Raw genomic sequence first — 16,191 nt, 5'->3', positions numbered from 1 at the left:
TGCCTGTACGGCCGTCCCGGACGGCGAGAACGACACCGGACATCCCCTAGGGTCGTAGCCGAGGGGCAGACGGTGCGCACGGCAGTTTGTGAGGCGACTAAATGGCGCAGGCGTATATGACGGAGACGGGCGGCGGCGGCCAGGGGCCGGACCGCGGAGGGTCCCGGATCCGGCGCCTGTTCGACGGCTGGCGCGGCGACCGCGGCATCTGGCGCCGCGGCCTGGTCCTCGCCGCCGTCGCGGTCCTCCTCGCCCTGGTGATGTTCGCGCACGCCCAAATCCCCAACCGGATCGGCAACCTGGGCAGTCTCACCGAGACGTTCCTGCCCTGGGCCGGACTGATGGTCCCGGTGCTGTTCGTCCTCGCGCTCGTGCGCCGGTCGGCCACGGCCCTGATCGCGGTGCTGCTGCCCGCCGTCGTCTGGCTCAACCTCTTCGGCGGGCTGCTCACCGACAAGACCGGCACCGGGGGCGACCTCACCGTCGCCACCCACAACGTCAACGCCGACAACCCCGACCCCGTCGGCACCGCCCGCGACGTGGCGTCCTCGGGCGCCGACGTGCTCGCCCTGGAGGAACTGACCGCGTCGGCCGTGCCGGTGTACGAGCGGGCGCTCGCCCCGACGTACCCGTACCACTCCGTGCAGGGCACCGTCGGGCTGTGGAGCAAGTACCCGCTCGACGACGCGCGTCCGGTGGACATCAAGCTGGGCTGGACCCGGGCCATGCGGGCGACGGTGACCGCGCCGGCCGGCCGGGTCGCCGTCTACGTCGCCCATCTGCCGTCGGTGCGCGTGAAGATGGAGGCCGGGTTCACCGCCCGGCAGCGCGACACGAGCGCCGACGCGCTGGGCGAGGCCATCGCCGACGAACCGCTGAAGCGGACCGTCCTGCTCGGCGACCTCAACGGCACCATGAACGACCGCGCCCTGAACGCCGTCACCGCACAGATGCGCTCCACCCAGGGGGCGGTGGGCAGCGGGTTCGGGTTCAGCTGGCCGGCGTCGTTCCCGATGGCGCGGATCGACCAGATCATGGTCAAGGGCGTCGAGCCGGTGACCTCGTGGACCCTGCCCGGAACCGGCAGCGACCACCTGCCGATCGCGGCCCGCGTGCGCCTCGGCGCGACCGGTTCCTGACGTCTGGAATACTGGGCCCCCTCGACTTTGTTTAGCGACTGAACTTAACGTTCGTCCCGGAACCCGCACACAGGGCCGTGTGCGGGTCCCCGCCGTGCGCGCGGACGCCCCCGCGATCCCGCGCCCCGCACGGACCCCGCCCACCCCGCTCGTCCGAAAGGCCGACCATGCCTCTGGCCCTGCTCGCCCTCGCCGTGGGCGCGTTCGGTATCGGCACCACCGAGTTCGTCATGATGGGGCTGCTCCCCGACGTGGCCGACGACCTGCACGTCTCCCTGCCGACCGCCGGGCACCTCGTCTCCGCGTACGCGCTCGGCGTGGTCGTCGGCGCCCCGCTGCTCGCGGCGGCCACCGCCCGGATGCCCCGCCGCACCGTCCTGATCGCCCTGATGGTCCTCTTCGTGGCCGGCAACGCCCTCTCCGCGGTCGCCCCCGGCCACCACTGGCTGCTCGCCGCCCGCTTCCTCAGCGGCCTGCCGCACGGCGCCTTCTTCGGTGTCGGCGCCGTCGTGGCCACCGGGCTGGTCGCCCCCGAGCGCAAGGCCCGCTCCGTCTCGCTGATGTTCCTCGGCCTCACCGTCGCGAACATCGCCGGCGTCCCCGTCGCCACGGCCCTGGGGCAGCACCTGGGCTGGCGGGCCGCCTTCCTCGGCGTGAGCGTGATCGGTCTCGCCGCCGTCGCCGCGCTGTACCTGCTCGTCCCGCACGACCGCGCGCACCCCTCGCAGGCCGGTCTGCGCGGCGAACTGGCCGCCCTGCGCTCCCTGCCCGTCTGGCTCGCCCTCGCCACCACCGTCGCGGGCTTCGGCGCGCTCTTCGCCGCCTACAGCTACATCGCCCCCATGCTGACGGACGCCGCCGGCTACGGCGAGGGCAGCGTCACGCTGCTGCTCGCGCTCTTCGGCGTCGGCGCCACCGCCGGCAACCTGCTCGGCGGCCGGCTGGCCGACCACTCCACGCGCGGCACGCTCTTCGGCGGACTGCTCGCGATGACCGCGGTCCTCGCGCTGTTCCCGGTCCTGATGACGGACCGGTGGAGCGCCGCCGCCGGCGTCACCCTGCTCGGCGCGGCGGCGTTCGTCACCGGCTCGCCCCTCCAGCTCATGGCCATGGAGAAGGCCGCGGCGGCGCCGTCGCTGGCGTCGTCCGCGAACCAGGCCGCCTTCAACCTGGCGAACGCCGGCGGGGCCTGGATCGGCGGGCTCGCGCTGGCCGCCGGCTTCGGCGTGACGGCACCGGCCGTCGCCGGGGCGGGACTCGCGGTCCTGGGCATCGGCGTGGCCGGCGTGGCGTACGCCGTGGACCGCGGCCGTACGCGGCGGCCGGCCCGTCCCGCCCGTGTGGTGGCCACCGGACACCCCGAGCGCGCGGAGGCGCTGCGGCGCACCGGGTGACGTGCCGCCCGGCGGCGGTGGGGCGCGGCCGATCGGACGGAGGGGCACACCGCGCCGTGCGCCGCCCCCCCTGGGGCCCGGCGGCCTCGGTCGGCTTGCGGGGGCGGCGCGTTCCGTGCGCCGGCGCCGCCCCGCCCACTGCGCGGGAGCGGGGCGGCTCCGCGGCGTCAGCTCGCCGTCTCCGGGGGGTCGAAGCGGGCCAGGTCGCGCAGCCAGGTGCGGGCCGAGCCGTCCGACGGCGCACGCCAGTCGCCGCGCGGCGAGAGCGAACCGCCCGCCGAGACCTTCGGCCCGTTCGGCATGGCCGAGCGCTTGAACTGGGCGAAGCCGAAGAAGCGGCGGCAGAACTCCTCCAGCCAGCGGCGGATCTCCGGCAGGTCGTAGGCGACCCGCTCCGCCGCGGGGAAGCCCGGCGGCCAGGCACCGGCGTCCGCGTCGTGCCACGCGTGCCAGGCCAGGAAGGCGATCTTCGACGGCCGGAAGCCGTAGCGCAGCACGTGGAAGAGCGTGAAGTCGTGCAGCGCGTACGGGCCGATCTTCGACTCGGTGGACTGCAGCTCCTCGCCCGGCACGAGTTCCGGGCTGATCTCGGTGTCGAGGATCGCGGCCAGCGTCCGCTCGGTGTCCGCGTCGAACTGGTGGCTGCCGATCACCCAGCGGATGAGGTGCTGGATCAGCGTCTTGGGGACGCCCGAGTTGACGTTGTAGTGGCTCATCTGGTCGCCCACGCCGTACGTGCACCAGCCGAGCGCCAGCTCCGACAGGTCGCCGGTGCCGAGCACGATGCCGCCCCGCTGGTTGGCGAGCCGGAACAGGTAGTCGGTGCGCAGCCCGGCCTGCACGTTCTCGAACGTGACGTCGTAGACGGGCTCCCCGGAGGAGAAGGGGTGGTCCATCTCCCGCAGCATCAGCCGGGCGGTCGGCGTGATGTCCAGCTCGGCCGCGGTGACCCCCAGGGAGCGCATCAGCTCGTGCGCGTTTCCCTTGGTGTGGTCGCTGGTGGCGAAGCCGGGCAGGGTGAAGGCGAGGATGTCGCTGCGCGGGCGGCCCGCCCGGTCCATGGCCCGGGCGGCGACGATCAGCGCGTGCGTGGAGTCCAGGCCCCCGGAGACCCCGATGACCACCTTCGGGCCGCCGATGGCGGCGAGCCGCTGCTGGAGCCCGGCGACCTGGATGTTGTACGCCTCGAAGCAGTCCTGGGCGAGCCGGTCGGGGTCCGCGGGGACGAACGGGAAGCGCTCGACACGGCGCCGCAGGCCCAGATCGCCGGTCGGCGGGCCGAGCCGGAACGGCAGCGTCCGGAAGTCCGCGGTGCGGGCCGCGTGGGTGCGCCGGTTGTCGTCGAAGCTGCCGGTCCGCATCCGCTCCTGGCGCAGCAGGTCGAGGTCGACGTCGGCCACGCAGCGGCGGTCGTCGAGCGGGAAGCGGTCGGACTCGGCGAGCAGGGCCCCGTTCTCGTAGACCATGGTCTGCCCGTCCCAGGACAGGTCGGTGGTCGACTCGCCCAGTCCGGCCGCCGCGTACACGTAGGCCGCGATGCCCCGCGAGGAGGCCGACCGGCACATCAGCCTGCGGTCCTCGGCCCGGCCGACGGTGATCGGGCTGCCGGAGAGGTTGGCGAGGACCGTGGCACCCGCGAGCGCGGCCTCGGCGCTCGGCGGCACCGGCACCCACATGTCCTCGCAGATCTCCGCGTGCAGCACGAGCCCGGGGACGTCGTCCGCGGCGAACAGCAGGTCCACGCCGAACGGCACCTCCTGCCCGCCGACCCGGATCGTGCCGCCGCGCTCGTCGTCGCCCGCGGCGATCTGCCGGCGCTCGTAGAACTCCCGGTAGTTCGGCGGGTACGACTTGGGCACCACCCCGAGGACGCGGCCCCGGTGCACGACCACCGCGCAGTTGTAGAGCCGGTTGCGGCGGCGCAGCGGGGCTCCCACGACGAGCACCGGCAGCAGGTCCGACGACCCCGCGACCACCTCGGCGAGCGCCTGCTCGACCTGGTCGAGCAGCGCGTCCTGGAGCAGCAGGTCCTCGATGGAGTAGCCGCACAGGCCCAGTTCCGGGAAGACGGCCACGGCGACCCCCTCCTCGGAGCAGCCGCGCGCCTGGCGCAGGACCGCCTCGGCGTTGGCGTGCGGGTCCGCGATGACGGTGTGGCCCGTGCAGGCGGCGACGCGGGCGAAGCCGTGCTGATAGAGCGACCGGAAGTTCGAAGGAGGCACCCGGCCAGTGTAATCGTCAGAGCGACGCGATGGCGGGCGGGTGCGGCGGGCGGACCTCCGGCACGGCCCCCGACGGCCGCCCTCGGCCACGTCCCGTCCCGGCGCATCCCGGCTCCGGCTCCGGGCCCGCGGTGGGCAGGAGGCCCTCGCCCACGGCGGCCCCCGGCGCGCCGCCGGCCGGCGGCCCCGCCGCCCGGGACGCGCGATGCGCCCGCCTCCCGGGGGAGACGGGCGCATCGTGGGTGGGTGCCGGTCAGTGACGGCGGTAGGAGTCGACGTAGCCGGGAGCGGGCGAACCCACGCCGGTGACGTCGTCGTAGCCCTTCACGGCCTTCAGCGAGCTGTCCTTGCCGAGGCTGCGGACCGAGGTCAGCAGACCGTCCGACGCGTCGAAGCCGTTCGCGAAGTCCACGCGTGCCACGGCGAGTCCGGTGCCCGTGGGCCGGTCCGTGACGTCGTGGTACGCCTTCGAGCCGGCCTTGGCGTAGATCGACGGGTTGGCGAATCCGATCGCCTTGCCGCCGCGCGCCTCCTGGGCGAGCGCCTGGACCGCCGCGATCACCGGAGCGGCGAGCGAGGTGCCGCCGATGCGGTACTCGCTGTACTGCTCCGTCCCGTCGGGGAAGGACTGCGTCTGGCCGACCTTGAAGCCGGTGTTGGGGTCGGCGATCGCCGCGATGTCCGGGACGACCCGGTTGCCCGCCGCGTTGTTGGCCTTGGCCAGCTTGTTCGGGACGACGCCCCGCTGGTAGTAGGGCTCCGCCACGGTCCTGCTGGTGCCGCCGCCGGCGCCGGAGGTGAAGGCGCCCGGGAACCCGGTCCAGCGCTTGCCGTTGGTCGACAGCGAGGCCTTCTCGGTGCCCCAGCCGGTCTCCCAGAGGTACGTGTTGCCCTTGCCGACCGCCAGCGAGGTGCCGCCGACCGCCGTCACCCACGCCGAGTTGGCCGGGGTGTCGACCTGCTTCGTGCCGGTGTTGGCTACCTCGTCGCCGTTGTCACCGGAGGAGAAGTAGAAGCCGATGCCCTCGACCGCGCCGAACTGGAAGACCTGGTCGTAGGCGGCCGCGAGGTCGGGGGTCTGGTTGGCCTCGATGTCGCCCCACGAGTTGGAGACGATGTCGGCGAGGTGACCGTCGACGATCTTGCTCAGCGAGTCGAGCAGGTCGTCGTCGTAGCAGGAGGCGGCGCCCACGTAGGTGATGCTCGCGGCCGGTGCGACCGCGTGCACGGCCTCGACGTCGAGGGTCTCCTCGCCGTACCAGCCGGCCGCCCCGCACTCCTCGGTCTTCGTGTAGCCGGCCGGCAGCACCTGGCGGAGCTGGCTGGTCGAGTACGCCGCGTCACCGTGCTTGCGGGCGTAGGTGGCCGCGTCGAAGGCGATGGTCGGCGAGGCGTACGCGTCGGTGATGGCGACCCGCACGTGCTTGCCGGTGCGGCTGCCCGCGCCGTAGGCGGCGCGCAGCTGCTTGCCCGTGTACCCCTTGACGGCGTACGGGATCTTGCCGCCGTAGGCGGAGGGCAGGCTGCTCGCCGTGTTCGAGCCGTAGTACGAGGAGAACGGCCCGGAGTTCTTGAACACCGCGTCCGGGGGCGGCAGCTGGTCGGCGTGCCGCGCCTTGTGCGGGGCGTTGTCCAGTCCGGTGACGGTCAGGACGGCGCCGTCCAGGGCGGCCGGCGCGGAGGCCGTCCGCGACGGGGCGCGGTAGGTCCTGCCGCTCTTGGTGTAGTTGTGCAGCCGGGTGCCGAACGCCTTCTCGGCGGCGGCCACGTCGCCGGTCACGGAGACGTAGTGCTGCGTGGTGCCGGTGACCTTCAGGCCGGCGGAACGCAGCCACGACTTCACCGCGGCGACCTGCGCCTTGGTGGCGCCGAAGCGGGCCTGCGTCTTCCCGGCGCTCAGGTACTTGCCGTACGAGGCCGAGTTCGGGTCGGACACGGACCGGGCGTACGCGGCCAGGCCCTTGGCGTCGCGGCCGGCGAGGTAGACCCGGGCCGAGACCCGGGACCCGTCCGAGGCGGCGCCCTTGTCGGCCTGGGCGGTCGCCCACGCGGGCTTGGTGCCCGCGAGGGTGTCGCGGCTCGGACCGTCCGCGGCGTGGGCCGCGGGTATGCCGAACGCCAGCGCGCCGGCGAGCAACGGCAGTGTCGCCGCCATGCTCACTCCGGCACGCCTGGTGGCGCGGTTGGATCTCATAGAACCCCCTGCGATGCGGTTCGTCGCATGTAGTGGTCGGTCGGTGAACCACGTGGGACCCCGCGCCCTGTCCGGGCGGGAGGAATGGATCACGGATGGGGGCCACTCTTGCGATGAACCGTTCATGCCAGGGGAATGAAAGTGCCAAGGAAACCCCAAGTAGCCTTGTTTAGCCGCCATTTGGGGCGATTTGACGTGACCTCATGCCCAAGAACGAGGGTTTTCCCTCGGTCTGTCGGAGCGGCACGCAGGAGCGGCTCCCGCGCGGGACGGCGGGCCTGCTAGCGCAGCGGGACGCCACGGCCCGGGGCCGGGGTCTCCGGGCCGTGCACCGCTCGACGCAGCCTCGGCCCGCGTGGACGCCGCCCGGACGACGGGTGCTCGTCGCCCTTCGCGGTGCTCGCGGAGCGGCCGCGTCGGCGGACCGGGGCGGCGCGAGCACCGCGCCGCCCGCCGCGGGACCCGCGACCACGACCACCGCGGAGGCGCGCTGCGACCCGGTGGCGCCGGGCGGGGACCCGCCCGGCACGGCCGCGGGCCTCCCCGCGGGCCCGGCGCGGCACCGTGACCGCGGGCCGGGCGGAACCCGTGACGCGTCCCTCGGAGAAGGGGACGGCCGGGACGCGAGCGACGGCCGGTGCGCTGCCCGTACGGGCCCGCCGGGCCCCGTCGGAGGCCCCGACCGCTCCCCGGCCCGCGCCCCTCCCGGCGGGCCGGGGAGCCGGTGGGGGGCGGGCCTTACGGCAGGGTCCGTGAGCAGGCAGTATGGGCACCGGAGCGGGACACCCCCCGTACGCGGGGCGTTCAGACCGAGGTCGCCCGGCCGATCAAGGTCCGCAACGCGCACGAAATGGTGTTGTGGTGGGATGCTCAGGTGCCCCGATCGTCTCCGATGCGTGGGAGCAGGCGGCCTGACCAGCAAGGATGGGTGGAAGCGGAAGATGGACAAGCAGCAGGAGTTCGTGCTCCGGACGCTGGAGGAGCGTGACATCCGGTTCGTACGTCTGTGGTTCACGGACGTGCTCGGCTTCCTCAAGTCGGTGGCCGTGGCCCCGGCCGAGCTGGAACAGGCCTTCGACGAGGGCATCGGCTTCGACGGCTCGGCCATCGAGGGCTTCGCCCGGGTCTACGAGTCCGACATGATCGCCAAGCCGGACCCGGGCACCTTCCAGGTCCTGCCCTGGCGCGCCGAGGCCCCCGGCACCGCCCGGATGTTCTGCGACATCCTGATGCCGGACGGCTCCCCGTCCTTCGCGGACCCGCGCTACGTCCTCAAGCGCGCCCTCGCCAAGACCTCCGACCTGGGCTTCACCTTCTACACCCACCCCGAGATCGAGTTCTTCCTGCTCAAGGACCGCCCGCTGGACGGCTCGCGGCCCACCCCCGCGGACAACTCGGGCTACTTCGACCACACCCCGCAGAACGTGGGCCAGGACTTCCGGCGCCAGGCCATCACCATGCTGGAGTCGATGGGCATCTCGGTGGAGTTCAGCCACCACGAGGGCGCCCCCGGCCAGCAGGAGATCGACCTGCGGTACGCCGACGCCCTCTCCACGGCCGACAACATCATGACCTTCCGGCTGATCATGAAGCAGGTCGCGCTGGAGCAGGGCGTGCAGGCCACGTTCATGCCGAAGCCGTTCTCGGAGTACCCGGGCAGCGGCATGCACACCCACCTCTCCCTCTTCGAGGGCGACCGCAACGCCTTCTACGAGTCCGGCTCGGAGTACCAGCTCTCCAAGGTCGGCCGCTCCTTCATCGCCGGCCTGCTGAAGCACTCCGCGGAGATCTCCGCGGTCACGAACCAGTGGGTCAACTCCTACAAGCGCATCTGGGGCGGCTCGGAGCGCACCGCCGGGGCCGGCGGCGAGGCCCCCTCGTACATCTGCTGGGGCCACAACAACCGATCCGCGCTGGTCCGCGTCCCGATGTACAAGCCCGGCAAGACCGGATCGGCGCGGGTCGAGGTCCGCTCGCTCGACTCGGGCGCGAACCCCTACCTGGCCTACGCGCTGCTCCTGGCCGCGGGCCTGAAGGGCATCGAGGAGGGCTACGAGCTCCCGCCGGGCGCCGACGACGACGTCTGGGCCCTGTCCGACGCCGAGCGCCGCGCCATGGGCATCGAGCCCCTGCCGCAGAACCTGGGCGAGGCCCTGACCCTCATGCAGCGCAGCGAACTCGCGGCCGAGACCCTGGGCGAGCACGTCTTCGACTTCTTCCTCCGCAACAAGAAGTCGGAGTGGGAGGAGTACCGCAGCGAGGTCACCGCCTTCGAGCTGCGGAAGAACCTGCCGGTGCTGTAGGAGCAGGTCAGGGCGGTTTGCGCCGTCTTCACCGGGAGGGTCCGCGGCCTCGGCCGCGGGCCCTGTCGGCTGTCCGGCTACGGCTGGGCCGTCTGTGGGCCGTCGGATGCTGAGTCGGGGCGTTGGAACACGGAATCCACAGCCTTCCGGCTGCGGCCTTCGCTGCTCGGCAGCAGGTGTGTGTACACCCGGAGCGTGAAGCCGGGGTCGGTGTGCCCCAGGTACATACTCAGCGCCTTGATGTTCTCGCCCGCGTCGAGGAGCACGGACGCGTAGAAGTGCCTCAGCGCGTGCATGCCGTGCTCGCGGGCTGACTGGTGACGCTCGCCCGGCATGGGCCTAGGAATGACGCCGGCTGCGACGAGTGCGGGCTTCCAGAAGTGCGTGTTGAAGTCCGTTCGGCGCAAGGCACCCCGGCCATCTGGCCGCACGAACAGAAGCTGCTTCGTGACGGGGCGGCCGTCGGGACGCTGCCACGGCAATGTCACCGGTACGGGAGGGTGAGCGGCCATGTGCTCCTTGAGGACGCGCGCGACAGAGCCGGCGAGCGGCACGTCCCGTTCCTTCTCCCGCTTCGGAGGAGCGAACACGAGCTTTCCGCTGGACACCTTCACCTGGTACGCGACGTGCAGCCATCCAGTGTCGAACCTGATCTCATCGGCCGGAAGCCCGAAGATCTCGCCTTGTCGCAGCCCGCAGCCGGCCCCCAGGTCGATGATCGCGCGGTGCTGCGCTGGGAGGGCGGCGCGCACGGCGAACGTGCGCTCGGCGGTCCACGGGACTACACGGCGATTGTTTGGGCCGGGGGCGCGGACCGTGCTGGATTTACAGGGGTTCCGGTGCAAGTGGTCGTCTTCCACAGCCGCGGCGAAGACTCCAGAGACGCTCGCAAAGATGACCCGCCGGTAGCTGGACGCGGGGACTGCCCGCTCCAGGTCGGCGAGCCAGTTGCGGATGTGCTCGGGCTTGAATGTGCCGAGGGGACGAGGCCCCAGGTAGGGGATGGCGTGACGCCGGATCTGGACGCCTACTGGCTCCCTGCTGGTGGGGTCTGTTGTCTGCGACTGAAGCCACTTTTCCGCGTACTGTCGAAATGTGATTCGCCCGGCCTTGGGGTCGATGTAGCGGCCGCCGTCCATGTCGGCCTTGGTTTTCGTCAGCCACTGCTCGGCTCTGCGCTTTTGCCCATCGGGGAAGCTCTGCGACTTCTCCGTGCCATCGGGGCCGATGTAGCGGGCCCGGTAGCGGAGACCGGTGCCGTGGCGGTCGGACTTCGTGCGGACTGTCTTGCCGTCGTCGTCTTTCTCGGTCTTGAACCAGCGGTCCTGGATGTGGCCGGCCATGTGGTGTCTGCGTCTCCTCATACAGAGGGAGGGCCACCGAGATGGCCCTCCCAGGGAACAGCGATGACAGGTCTAGGCGGCGTCAATCTCGGCGCGCTGCTGCTGAGCGACGAACGCCTGAACGTCGGTGGGGTCGTAGCGCAGGTGCTTGCCGATCCGGAACCCTGCCGGGCCGGTCCGCTTCTTGCGCCACTGGTAGACGGTTTCGAGAGGGACACCGAAGATCTCGGCGAGGTCGCCCGGGGTGAGGTACCGATCGGGTAAGCCGCCGCGGAGGGCGGCGCAAGGGTCGGGTTGAGCGGAGCGGGATCGGCTCATGGGGTGTCCTCAGAAGTTGAGTCACGTTGGTGTCGGGGACCTCGGGCTCCCTATGTGTCCGAGGCTCGGGTTTCTGCGTCACCCTCGCCATCAGCGTCATTGGGGGCTCTGACCTGCGGTTTTGGGTGACACGGTGGATTGGCCCTGCGTCACCGGTCCGTCATCGGTTGCGTCACCGGGTGACGCAGGTGACGCACGATGACGCAGAGAAAGCCGTCTGCGTCATCACTGTTGTCGCAGGTCAGTGGCCTTTTTCCGGGCCGGGTGACGCGGGTGACGCAGCGTCTTCCTACTTAAGACAAAGAAGGGGCTGTCTGTAGTAGTTGGTTGCCCTTGCAGAGCGAAGAAGGAGCCGCTGCGCGGCGCGACCCTTGGGCGGCGTTCCGCCGAACTGCAAGAGGAGCACACATCGCCGCGGCCGGTGCTCCTCTTGCAGTTCGCTTGAGCCTGCGGGCTGCGGGTCAGAACGCCCGCGACTGCTCGTGCGGGGCCGGGGGCAGTGTGCGGGTCATTTCGAGGTAGCGGCCCGCCTTGGTACGGCCCGCGTCCACGACCACGCGGCGCGCCGCCAGGGTGGGCTGGAGGCGCTTGAGTCGGTCCGAGAGGACTTTGCCGGTGGTCGGCCACCCCTTCGGCAGGGGACGGCATCCGTCGCCGCTGTAGAGGCTGCTGAGGCAGGCAAGCCACTCGGTCGACGTCATCCGCTGCGCCGTGCCCGGCTCGATCGTGTCGGCGTGCTGGAGGACGGTCTGGGCGAGGAGGTCACCTTCAATGACGTCGTCGTTCAAGTCGTCCAGGCTCGCCCGGTACGAGGGCAGTGCCCCGAGGCCGGTGGCCGCGTCGAACTGCGCGCAGAGGTGAGCGAAATCCGCCATACGCAGGTCGGTCGGGGTGTCCGCTTCCACGGCCCGGACCTTGACCGTGAGGTCCAGGAGCGAGCCGAGGACCACCGGCAGAGCGTCCGCGTAGTCGGCCCACAGCTCGGCTTCGGTCCGCCGGATATTGGGCCGTTCCAACCGCAGCGGTAGGAGTCGGTCCGCGAGGTCGGGGCGGATGACGCCGACGTCGATTCCGGTGAGTAGGAGGGGCCGGCGGTAGCCGACGCGGAAGACGTCCCCGTCGGTGAACAGAGCGCGCTTGACGCTCTCGGCTCCGGTCACGATGCAGCACATCGCATCCGACAGGTCCGGTGTGACGTGGGAGAGGTTGTCCAGTGCGGTGACCCATCCCGCCGCTACGGCCGCGATGAGGCTTTCCTCGTCCTTCGGGGCCCGGCGCAGGTCACCGCTCATGCCCTCGATGATCCGGGTGAGCATCCGGCCCCCGGTCGACTTGCCCGCGCCCTGCGGTCCGGTGAGGAACGGTGCGGGGACCGGCACGGAGGGTCCGAGGCAGCCGATCAGCCACACGATGGCCAGGCACTCGGTTTCCGCGGTGGCGAAGTTGCACAGCCGCATCAGTAGGTCGATGCCCTTGCCGTCGGTGTCCTTGGCCGGCAACGGGAGTTCCCCTGTGAGCTGTGTGCGTCGCCAGCAGACTTCCCGCGGGTCGGGGGTGAGGATGTCCCACCCGGTGGGGTGGATGCGGACGGACTTGCCGTCGTCGCGGCCCAGGTCCAGCCACGTCGCCCCGTCGAATCCCGGGGCCACGCGAATATGAACCGGTTGGACCTGCTCAGTCAGTGCGAGAGCTTCGATCAGGTCCAACGCCTCCCTGATCGCGGACCCGTTGAACGCCCCGCGCCCGTCCCGGTACAGGCCGACCATGAGTTCCTGCCGGTGGCTGCCCGTGGTGCCCTGGGAGCGGATCGGCCGTGCGACGGGGTGGCCGTTGCGCTGCGCGTACACGGTCCCATCAGCGGTGCGGAAGTAGCGGAAGTGGTCTTGGGCGTAGTCGGCGATGATCTGGCGGGCGGGTGTCTTGTCGTCGTCAGCCATGGGTGAGTCCCAACGTGGTCAGGGCGTTGGTCCACGCCTCGGTGCAGTGCCGGGCGGTCTCGCCCTTGGTCTGCGCTGCGGTGAACAGGCGGCCAGTGTGTGTCTCGGTGAGGCAGCCGCAGCGGCCGTGGGTGGACAGCACGGCGAGGAACGTGCGGTAGACGGTGGCGTGCACGGCGCTGCGGGCCTCGGTGATGCGCTGCTCCGCCATGGCGATGCCGCGATCGAGGTAGGTCGGCGTGCGGTGCGGGCACGTCCCGCCCCCGACCGGTGCGGGCACCGCGACGGACACCGGGCGGACCGGGGCTGGCGCCTTCACGGTCAGGGCCCGCACTACGTCCGGCAGGGGCGCCATGAGGCCGGTGCCGGGTCCGAGCCATCGGGTGTAGGCCATGGTCGATTTGATGTCCACGCCGGACCGCACGTTGTTGGCGCCTTGCATCGCGCCGCGGTAGATCCAGTGTTCGCCCCGGGTCGTCGGCACGGTCCGTGTGGTGGGCAGGCTTGCTCGGGCCCATGCGATGGCCTCGGCGTTGTCGAGGTCCACGACGGTGAGGCCGGCTCCGCCGGGGTGGTAGGCGACGCCCGCCGCCTCTCGCCACGCCGGCACCCACCTAGGCGAGCCGATGACACCCTGATCGGTGGTGGCGGCGGCCCAGCCGTGGCACGGCGCCGGGCAGGCGCAGGGGCCGGGGGTCTTCATGTTCGGTCGGCCACCGCACGCGTTCTTGGCGCAGGCCGGGCAGTTGCCGAACGGCACCTTCCCCGCTCGTAACGGGAGCGGAGGCACCCCGGAGGCTGCCAGCCAAAGAGCGGTAGCCAGGAGGTCTCGCCGAATGTCGGTCGGTTGGGTCATGCTGGGGGTCTCCAGTTCGGTGTAAGCGTGCTGGATTTGCGGCGGCCCCAGTTCTTGGCGGAAGGGGGCCGCCGTTGTCGTTCGTTGGGGGTGGTCAGGCCGCTTGCTGGCCGGGCAGGAGTCGCCCGTCGGCGGTCCGGTGCACGGCTCCGTCGGCGGTCAGTGCCCTGATCTCGCGGGAGACGGTGCCCTTGTTCAGCCCGGTCCGGTCGACGACGTCCTTCGCGGTGCGGGCACCGGCCTGCACGGCGGCCTGCACCTTGTCCCGGTTGCTCAGCGCCCCGGACGGTGCGGCCGTCTCCTTGACCAGGGCCAGGGGGCGCGGCGACTGTCCGCCGGTCGACTGGCCCGGAGCCCAGATCGATTTGGGCAGCGTGCGGACGCCCGCGTCGTCCAGGGTCCAGGTGCGGAGCATGCGTGGCCCGTAGCCCTTGAGGTAGCCGTGCCCGCGGTACTCGCGGCCCTCGGGGATCTGGTGCGGGGCGTAGTGCGCGCAGTCGTCCAGCGCCACCTGTGCTTGTGTCGTGCCGGCCACCCGCAGCGAGAAACGCGTCAGGAGGTTCGGCGCGATCAGCTTGTGCACGCCCGGTGCCCCGCCATCGGTGAGCGGATATTGCGTCGCCCACCACAGGACGACACCGCGCGAGCGACCGAGCGAGGACAGCTCGATCAGCCGTTGCAGCCGGTCCTTGTCCTTGCTGATCAGAGCCAGGATCACCTGTCCCTCATCGACCACAACGGTGAGCTGACGACCGTCCCAGACCGAGATGCCGCGCTGCTTCATGTCCGCCTTGCGGCGGGTCATCTCCGCGTGCGCGTCGTCCACGGCGTCGGTGATCTCGTCGCTCTCTACGGCGACGCGGCATGCGTGCTCCCAGACGGTGGCCTCTTCGCCCTTGCCGTCGATGAGCAGCAGGTCCCCACGCAGGTGAGCGGTTGCCATCAGCGGCCGGAAGGACCAGGACTTGCCGGTGCCGGACGCGCCGGACACCAGCAGCCGTTCATCGAAGGGGATCAGGACCTCATCGCCGGTCTCGGTGTCCAGACCGAGGCTCATCGACAGCGGATCGGCCGGGATGCGGTCCGGAGTCCACAGCGAGGAAACGCCCGCGGCTGCCGACCGCGTCGCCAGCGTGAGGGCAGCCCACCCGCCGCGCGAGGCGGACGTGATCCGTATGCGCAGCGCGGTGCGGGCACCGAGCAGGGCGCGGATGGAGTCGGCCTTGTCCGCGAGGGTCTTGACCGTCCATGTGCCGTCAAGCCGGATCTCGCAGCGGATGCCGCCCGGTTCCATCGCGGGCGGTGTGGTCACCGTGCCGGACAGGCCACGGTCCGGGGCGTGTTCCACCCAGTACGACGGGTCGAGCCGTTCCATGAGCTGACGTTCCTCCTCCGAGACCGACTCATCGACTGGGACCCGCAGCTTGCGGCGGCCGAGCGCGAGACCGGCCACGTTCGCTCCGATCAGCACAGCGGACGTGGCGGCCGGCCACACCGTCAGATGCGAGGCGGACATGACGACGGACGTGATGACCGTGGGCGCGGTGTGCAGCGCGTGTGCTTGGATCGCCCGAGTCTTGAGGGTGCTCGGGTAGTTCACCCGCGCCGCCTTGAGCTTGGCCCGGGTGTCCTGCTCGTGTCGGGAGGCTGCCTTGCTCGCCACCCGAGCCGCACGACGACCCGCGGCGAACGGGTTGTTCGACGCGGCCCGCGCGGTCAGTTGCTGCGACTTGGCCGTGGCGTGCGTGGACCGTGCGGCGTTGTGTTCTTTCTGCGCCGCCATGAGCGCCTTCAAGTGCTCGGGGGTGCGCAGCTTGTCCCGCCGGTCTGCCGCGAGATCCCAGCGGACGGCGAACGGGACGCAGACGGGGGCGAGCGCGTCCAGCGCGCTGTTGGTGGTGTGGGTGGTGGTCGACCATGCTTGTTTCCAGTCCACGAAAGGGTCCCTTCAAGACCGTGGATGAGGGCCGGTGCGCCGTTGCGTGGCGTCACCGGCCCGCCCTGGTTGCAGGGGGCGCGACTGTCGGTTGCGTCGACAGAACCGGTTGACCCCCTGCAACCACCTGTGACCTGCGAAGTTGCAGAGTTGAGCGATGGGGAAGGGTGGGGGCCCTACGCGCACGCGCGCGTAGAGCGGGCGGAAAGAGGGCCGTGCAACCCCCTGGCGGGCCGATGGAGAGCCGCGCAGAGAGTCGGGGGTCAAACCCCATCCACAGGGGGTATGCGGCGCCCTATGGGGCCTCTGCGGGTTTCGTCCGCACCCGACGGAATGGGGGATCAATGGCGCAGCAACCGTGGATGGCAGATCGGCTCCGGGTGGCTCTGTGGTTCGCCGGTGCCGTGGCTGCGTTCGGTGCGGTCGGGCTCGTGCTCTCCACCCTGGGAGCGCCGGGCACGCTCACGTGGGCGGCAGCCGCCGGGGCCGCCGTGGCGGGCGGTTGGGCCGGCAATCGGCTCATGGAGCGCTACAGCCAACGGCGTTGAC

At 71.5% G+C, this 16,191-nt stretch carries 11 protein-coding genes; 4 read left to right on the top strand and 7 right to left on the bottom strand.

Annotated elements, in window-relative coordinates:
- Positions 1-101 precede the first annotated feature (101 nt).
- Together ACGFS9_RS13475 and ACGFS9_RS13470 are read left to right on the top strand one after the other, a co-directional pair.
- A complete protein-coding gene (locus ACGFS9_RS13475; protein WP_393252929.1) occupies positions 102-1,139 on the top strand; it encodes an endonuclease/exonuclease/phosphatase family protein in 1,038 nt (345 codons plus the stop codon).
- Between the two features lie 167 nt (positions 1,140-1,306).
- Positions 1,307-2,533: an MFS transporter gene (locus tag ACGFS9_RS13470; RefSeq protein ID WP_393252928.1), complete on the top strand. Its 1,227-nt coding sequence runs from the start codon at positions 1,307-1,309 to the stop codon at positions 2,531-2,533.
- A 167-nt stretch (positions 2,534-2,700) separates the two neighbouring features.
- Here ACGFS9_RS13470 and ACGFS9_RS13465 read toward each other — a convergent pair whose 3' ends face one another.
- Both ACGFS9_RS13465 and ACGFS9_RS13460 read right to left on the bottom strand, forming a co-directional pair.
- Complete coding sequence (locus tag ACGFS9_RS13465; RefSeq protein ID WP_393252926.1) at positions 2,701-4,755, bottom strand: NAD(+) synthase; 2,055 nt, start codon at positions 4,753-4,755, stop codon at positions 2,701-2,703.
- Between the two features lie 253 nt (positions 4,756-5,008).
- Positions 5,009-6,949, bottom strand: coding sequence for a protease pro-enzyme activation domain-containing protein (locus ACGFS9_RS13460; protein WP_393252925.1), 1,941 nt, complete (start codon positions 6,947-6,949; stop codon positions 5,009-5,011).
- A gap of 941 nt (positions 6,950-7,890) precedes the next feature.
- Between ACGFS9_RS13460 and ACGFS9_RS13455 the strand changes: the two genes are divergently transcribed.
- Positions 7,891-9,252, top strand: a complete 1,362-nt coding sequence (locus ACGFS9_RS13455) for a glutamine synthetase family protein (RefSeq protein WP_393252924.1) — start codon at positions 7,891-7,893, stop codon at positions 9,250-9,252.
- A gap of 77 nt (positions 9,253-9,329) precedes the next feature.
- Here ACGFS9_RS13455 and ACGFS9_RS13450 read toward each other — a convergent pair whose 3' ends face one another.
- The 5 genes from ACGFS9_RS13450 to ACGFS9_RS13430 all read right to left on the bottom strand — a co-directional run bounded on the left by ACGFS9_RS13450 (position 9,330) and on the right by ACGFS9_RS13430 (position 15,642).
- On the bottom strand, positions 9,330-10,595 hold the full coding sequence (locus ACGFS9_RS13450) for a tyrosine-type recombinase/integrase (RefSeq protein WP_393252922.1): 1,266 nt from the start codon (positions 10,593-10,595) through the stop codon (positions 9,330-9,332).
- Between the two features lie 72 nt (positions 10,596-10,667).
- A complete protein-coding gene (locus ACGFS9_RS13445) occupies positions 10,668-10,913 on the bottom strand; it encodes a helix-turn-helix domain-containing protein (RefSeq protein ID WP_393252920.1) in 246 nt (81 codons plus the stop codon).
- A gap of 461 nt (positions 10,914-11,374) precedes the next feature.
- Entirely contained in the window at positions 11,375-12,850 is a 1,476-nt protein-coding gene (locus ACGFS9_RS13440; RefSeq protein WP_393252919.1) for an ATP-binding protein, read from the bottom strand.
- Positions 12,843-13,706: a bifunctional DNA primase/polymerase gene (locus ACGFS9_RS13435; protein WP_393252918.1), complete on the bottom strand. Its 864-nt coding sequence runs from the start codon at positions 13,704-13,706 to the stop codon at positions 12,843-12,845. The genes ACGFS9_RS13440 and ACGFS9_RS13435 overlap by 8 nt, the downstream gene beginning before the upstream one ends.
- Before the next feature lie 94 nt (positions 13,707-13,800).
- Positions 13,801-15,642: an ATP-binding protein gene (locus tag ACGFS9_RS13430; protein WP_393252916.1), complete on the bottom strand. Its 1,842-nt coding sequence runs from the start codon at positions 15,640-15,642 to the stop codon at positions 13,801-13,803.
- Positions 15,643-16,004: 362 nt separating this feature from the next.
- On the opposite strand from ACGFS9_RS13430, the gene ACGFS9_RS13425 reads away from it, so the two are divergent.
- Positions 16,005-16,190: a hypothetical protein gene (locus tag ACGFS9_RS13425; protein WP_393252914.1), complete on the top strand. Its 186-nt coding sequence runs from the start codon at positions 16,005-16,007 to the stop codon at positions 16,188-16,190.
- The last annotated feature ends 1 nt before the right edge of the window (position 16,191 follow it).

This window comes from Streptomyces sp. NPDC048566, from assembly GCF_043199735.1.
Lineage (GTDB): Bacteria > Actinomycetota > Actinomycetes > Streptomycetales > Streptomycetaceae > Streptomyces.
The sequence above is the reverse complement of the archived record's forward strand: the minus strand, read 5'-3'. Positions and strand labels throughout refer to the sequence as shown.

Coding starts and splice junctions, on each gene's coding strand:
- ACGFS9_RS13475 (WP_393252929.1), top strand. CDS start 102: ATGGCGCAGGCGTATATGACGGAGACGGGCGGCGGCGGCCAGGGGCCG.
- ACGFS9_RS13470 (WP_393252928.1), top strand. CDS start 1,307: ATGCCTCTGGCCCTGCTCGCCCTCGCCGTGGGCGCGTTCGGTATCGGC.
- ACGFS9_RS13460 (WP_393252925.1), bottom strand. CDS start 6,949: ATGAGATCCAACCGCGCCACCAGGCGTGCCGGAGTGAGCATGGCGGCG.
- ACGFS9_RS13455 (WP_393252924.1), top strand. CDS start 7,891: ATGGACAAGCAGCAGGAGTTCGTGCTCCGGACGCTGGAGGAGCGTGAC.
- ACGFS9_RS13450 (WP_393252922.1), bottom strand. CDS start 10,595: ATGGCCGGCCACATCCAGGACCGCTGGTTCAAGACCGAGAAAGACGAC.
- ACGFS9_RS13445 (WP_393252920.1), bottom strand. CDS start 10,913: ATGAGCCGATCCCGCTCCGCTCAACCCGACCCTTGCGCCGCCCTCCGC.
- ACGFS9_RS13440 (WP_393252919.1), bottom strand. CDS start 12,850: ATGGCTGACGACGACAAGACACCCGCCCGCCAGATCATCGCCGACTAC.
- ACGFS9_RS13435 (WP_393252918.1), bottom strand. CDS start 13,706: ATGACCCAACCGACCGACATTCGGCGAGACCTCCTGGCTACCGCTCTT.
- ACGFS9_RS13425 (WP_393252914.1), top strand. CDS start 16,005: ATGGCAGATCGGCTCCGGGTGGCTCTGTGGTTCGCCGGTGCCGTGGCT.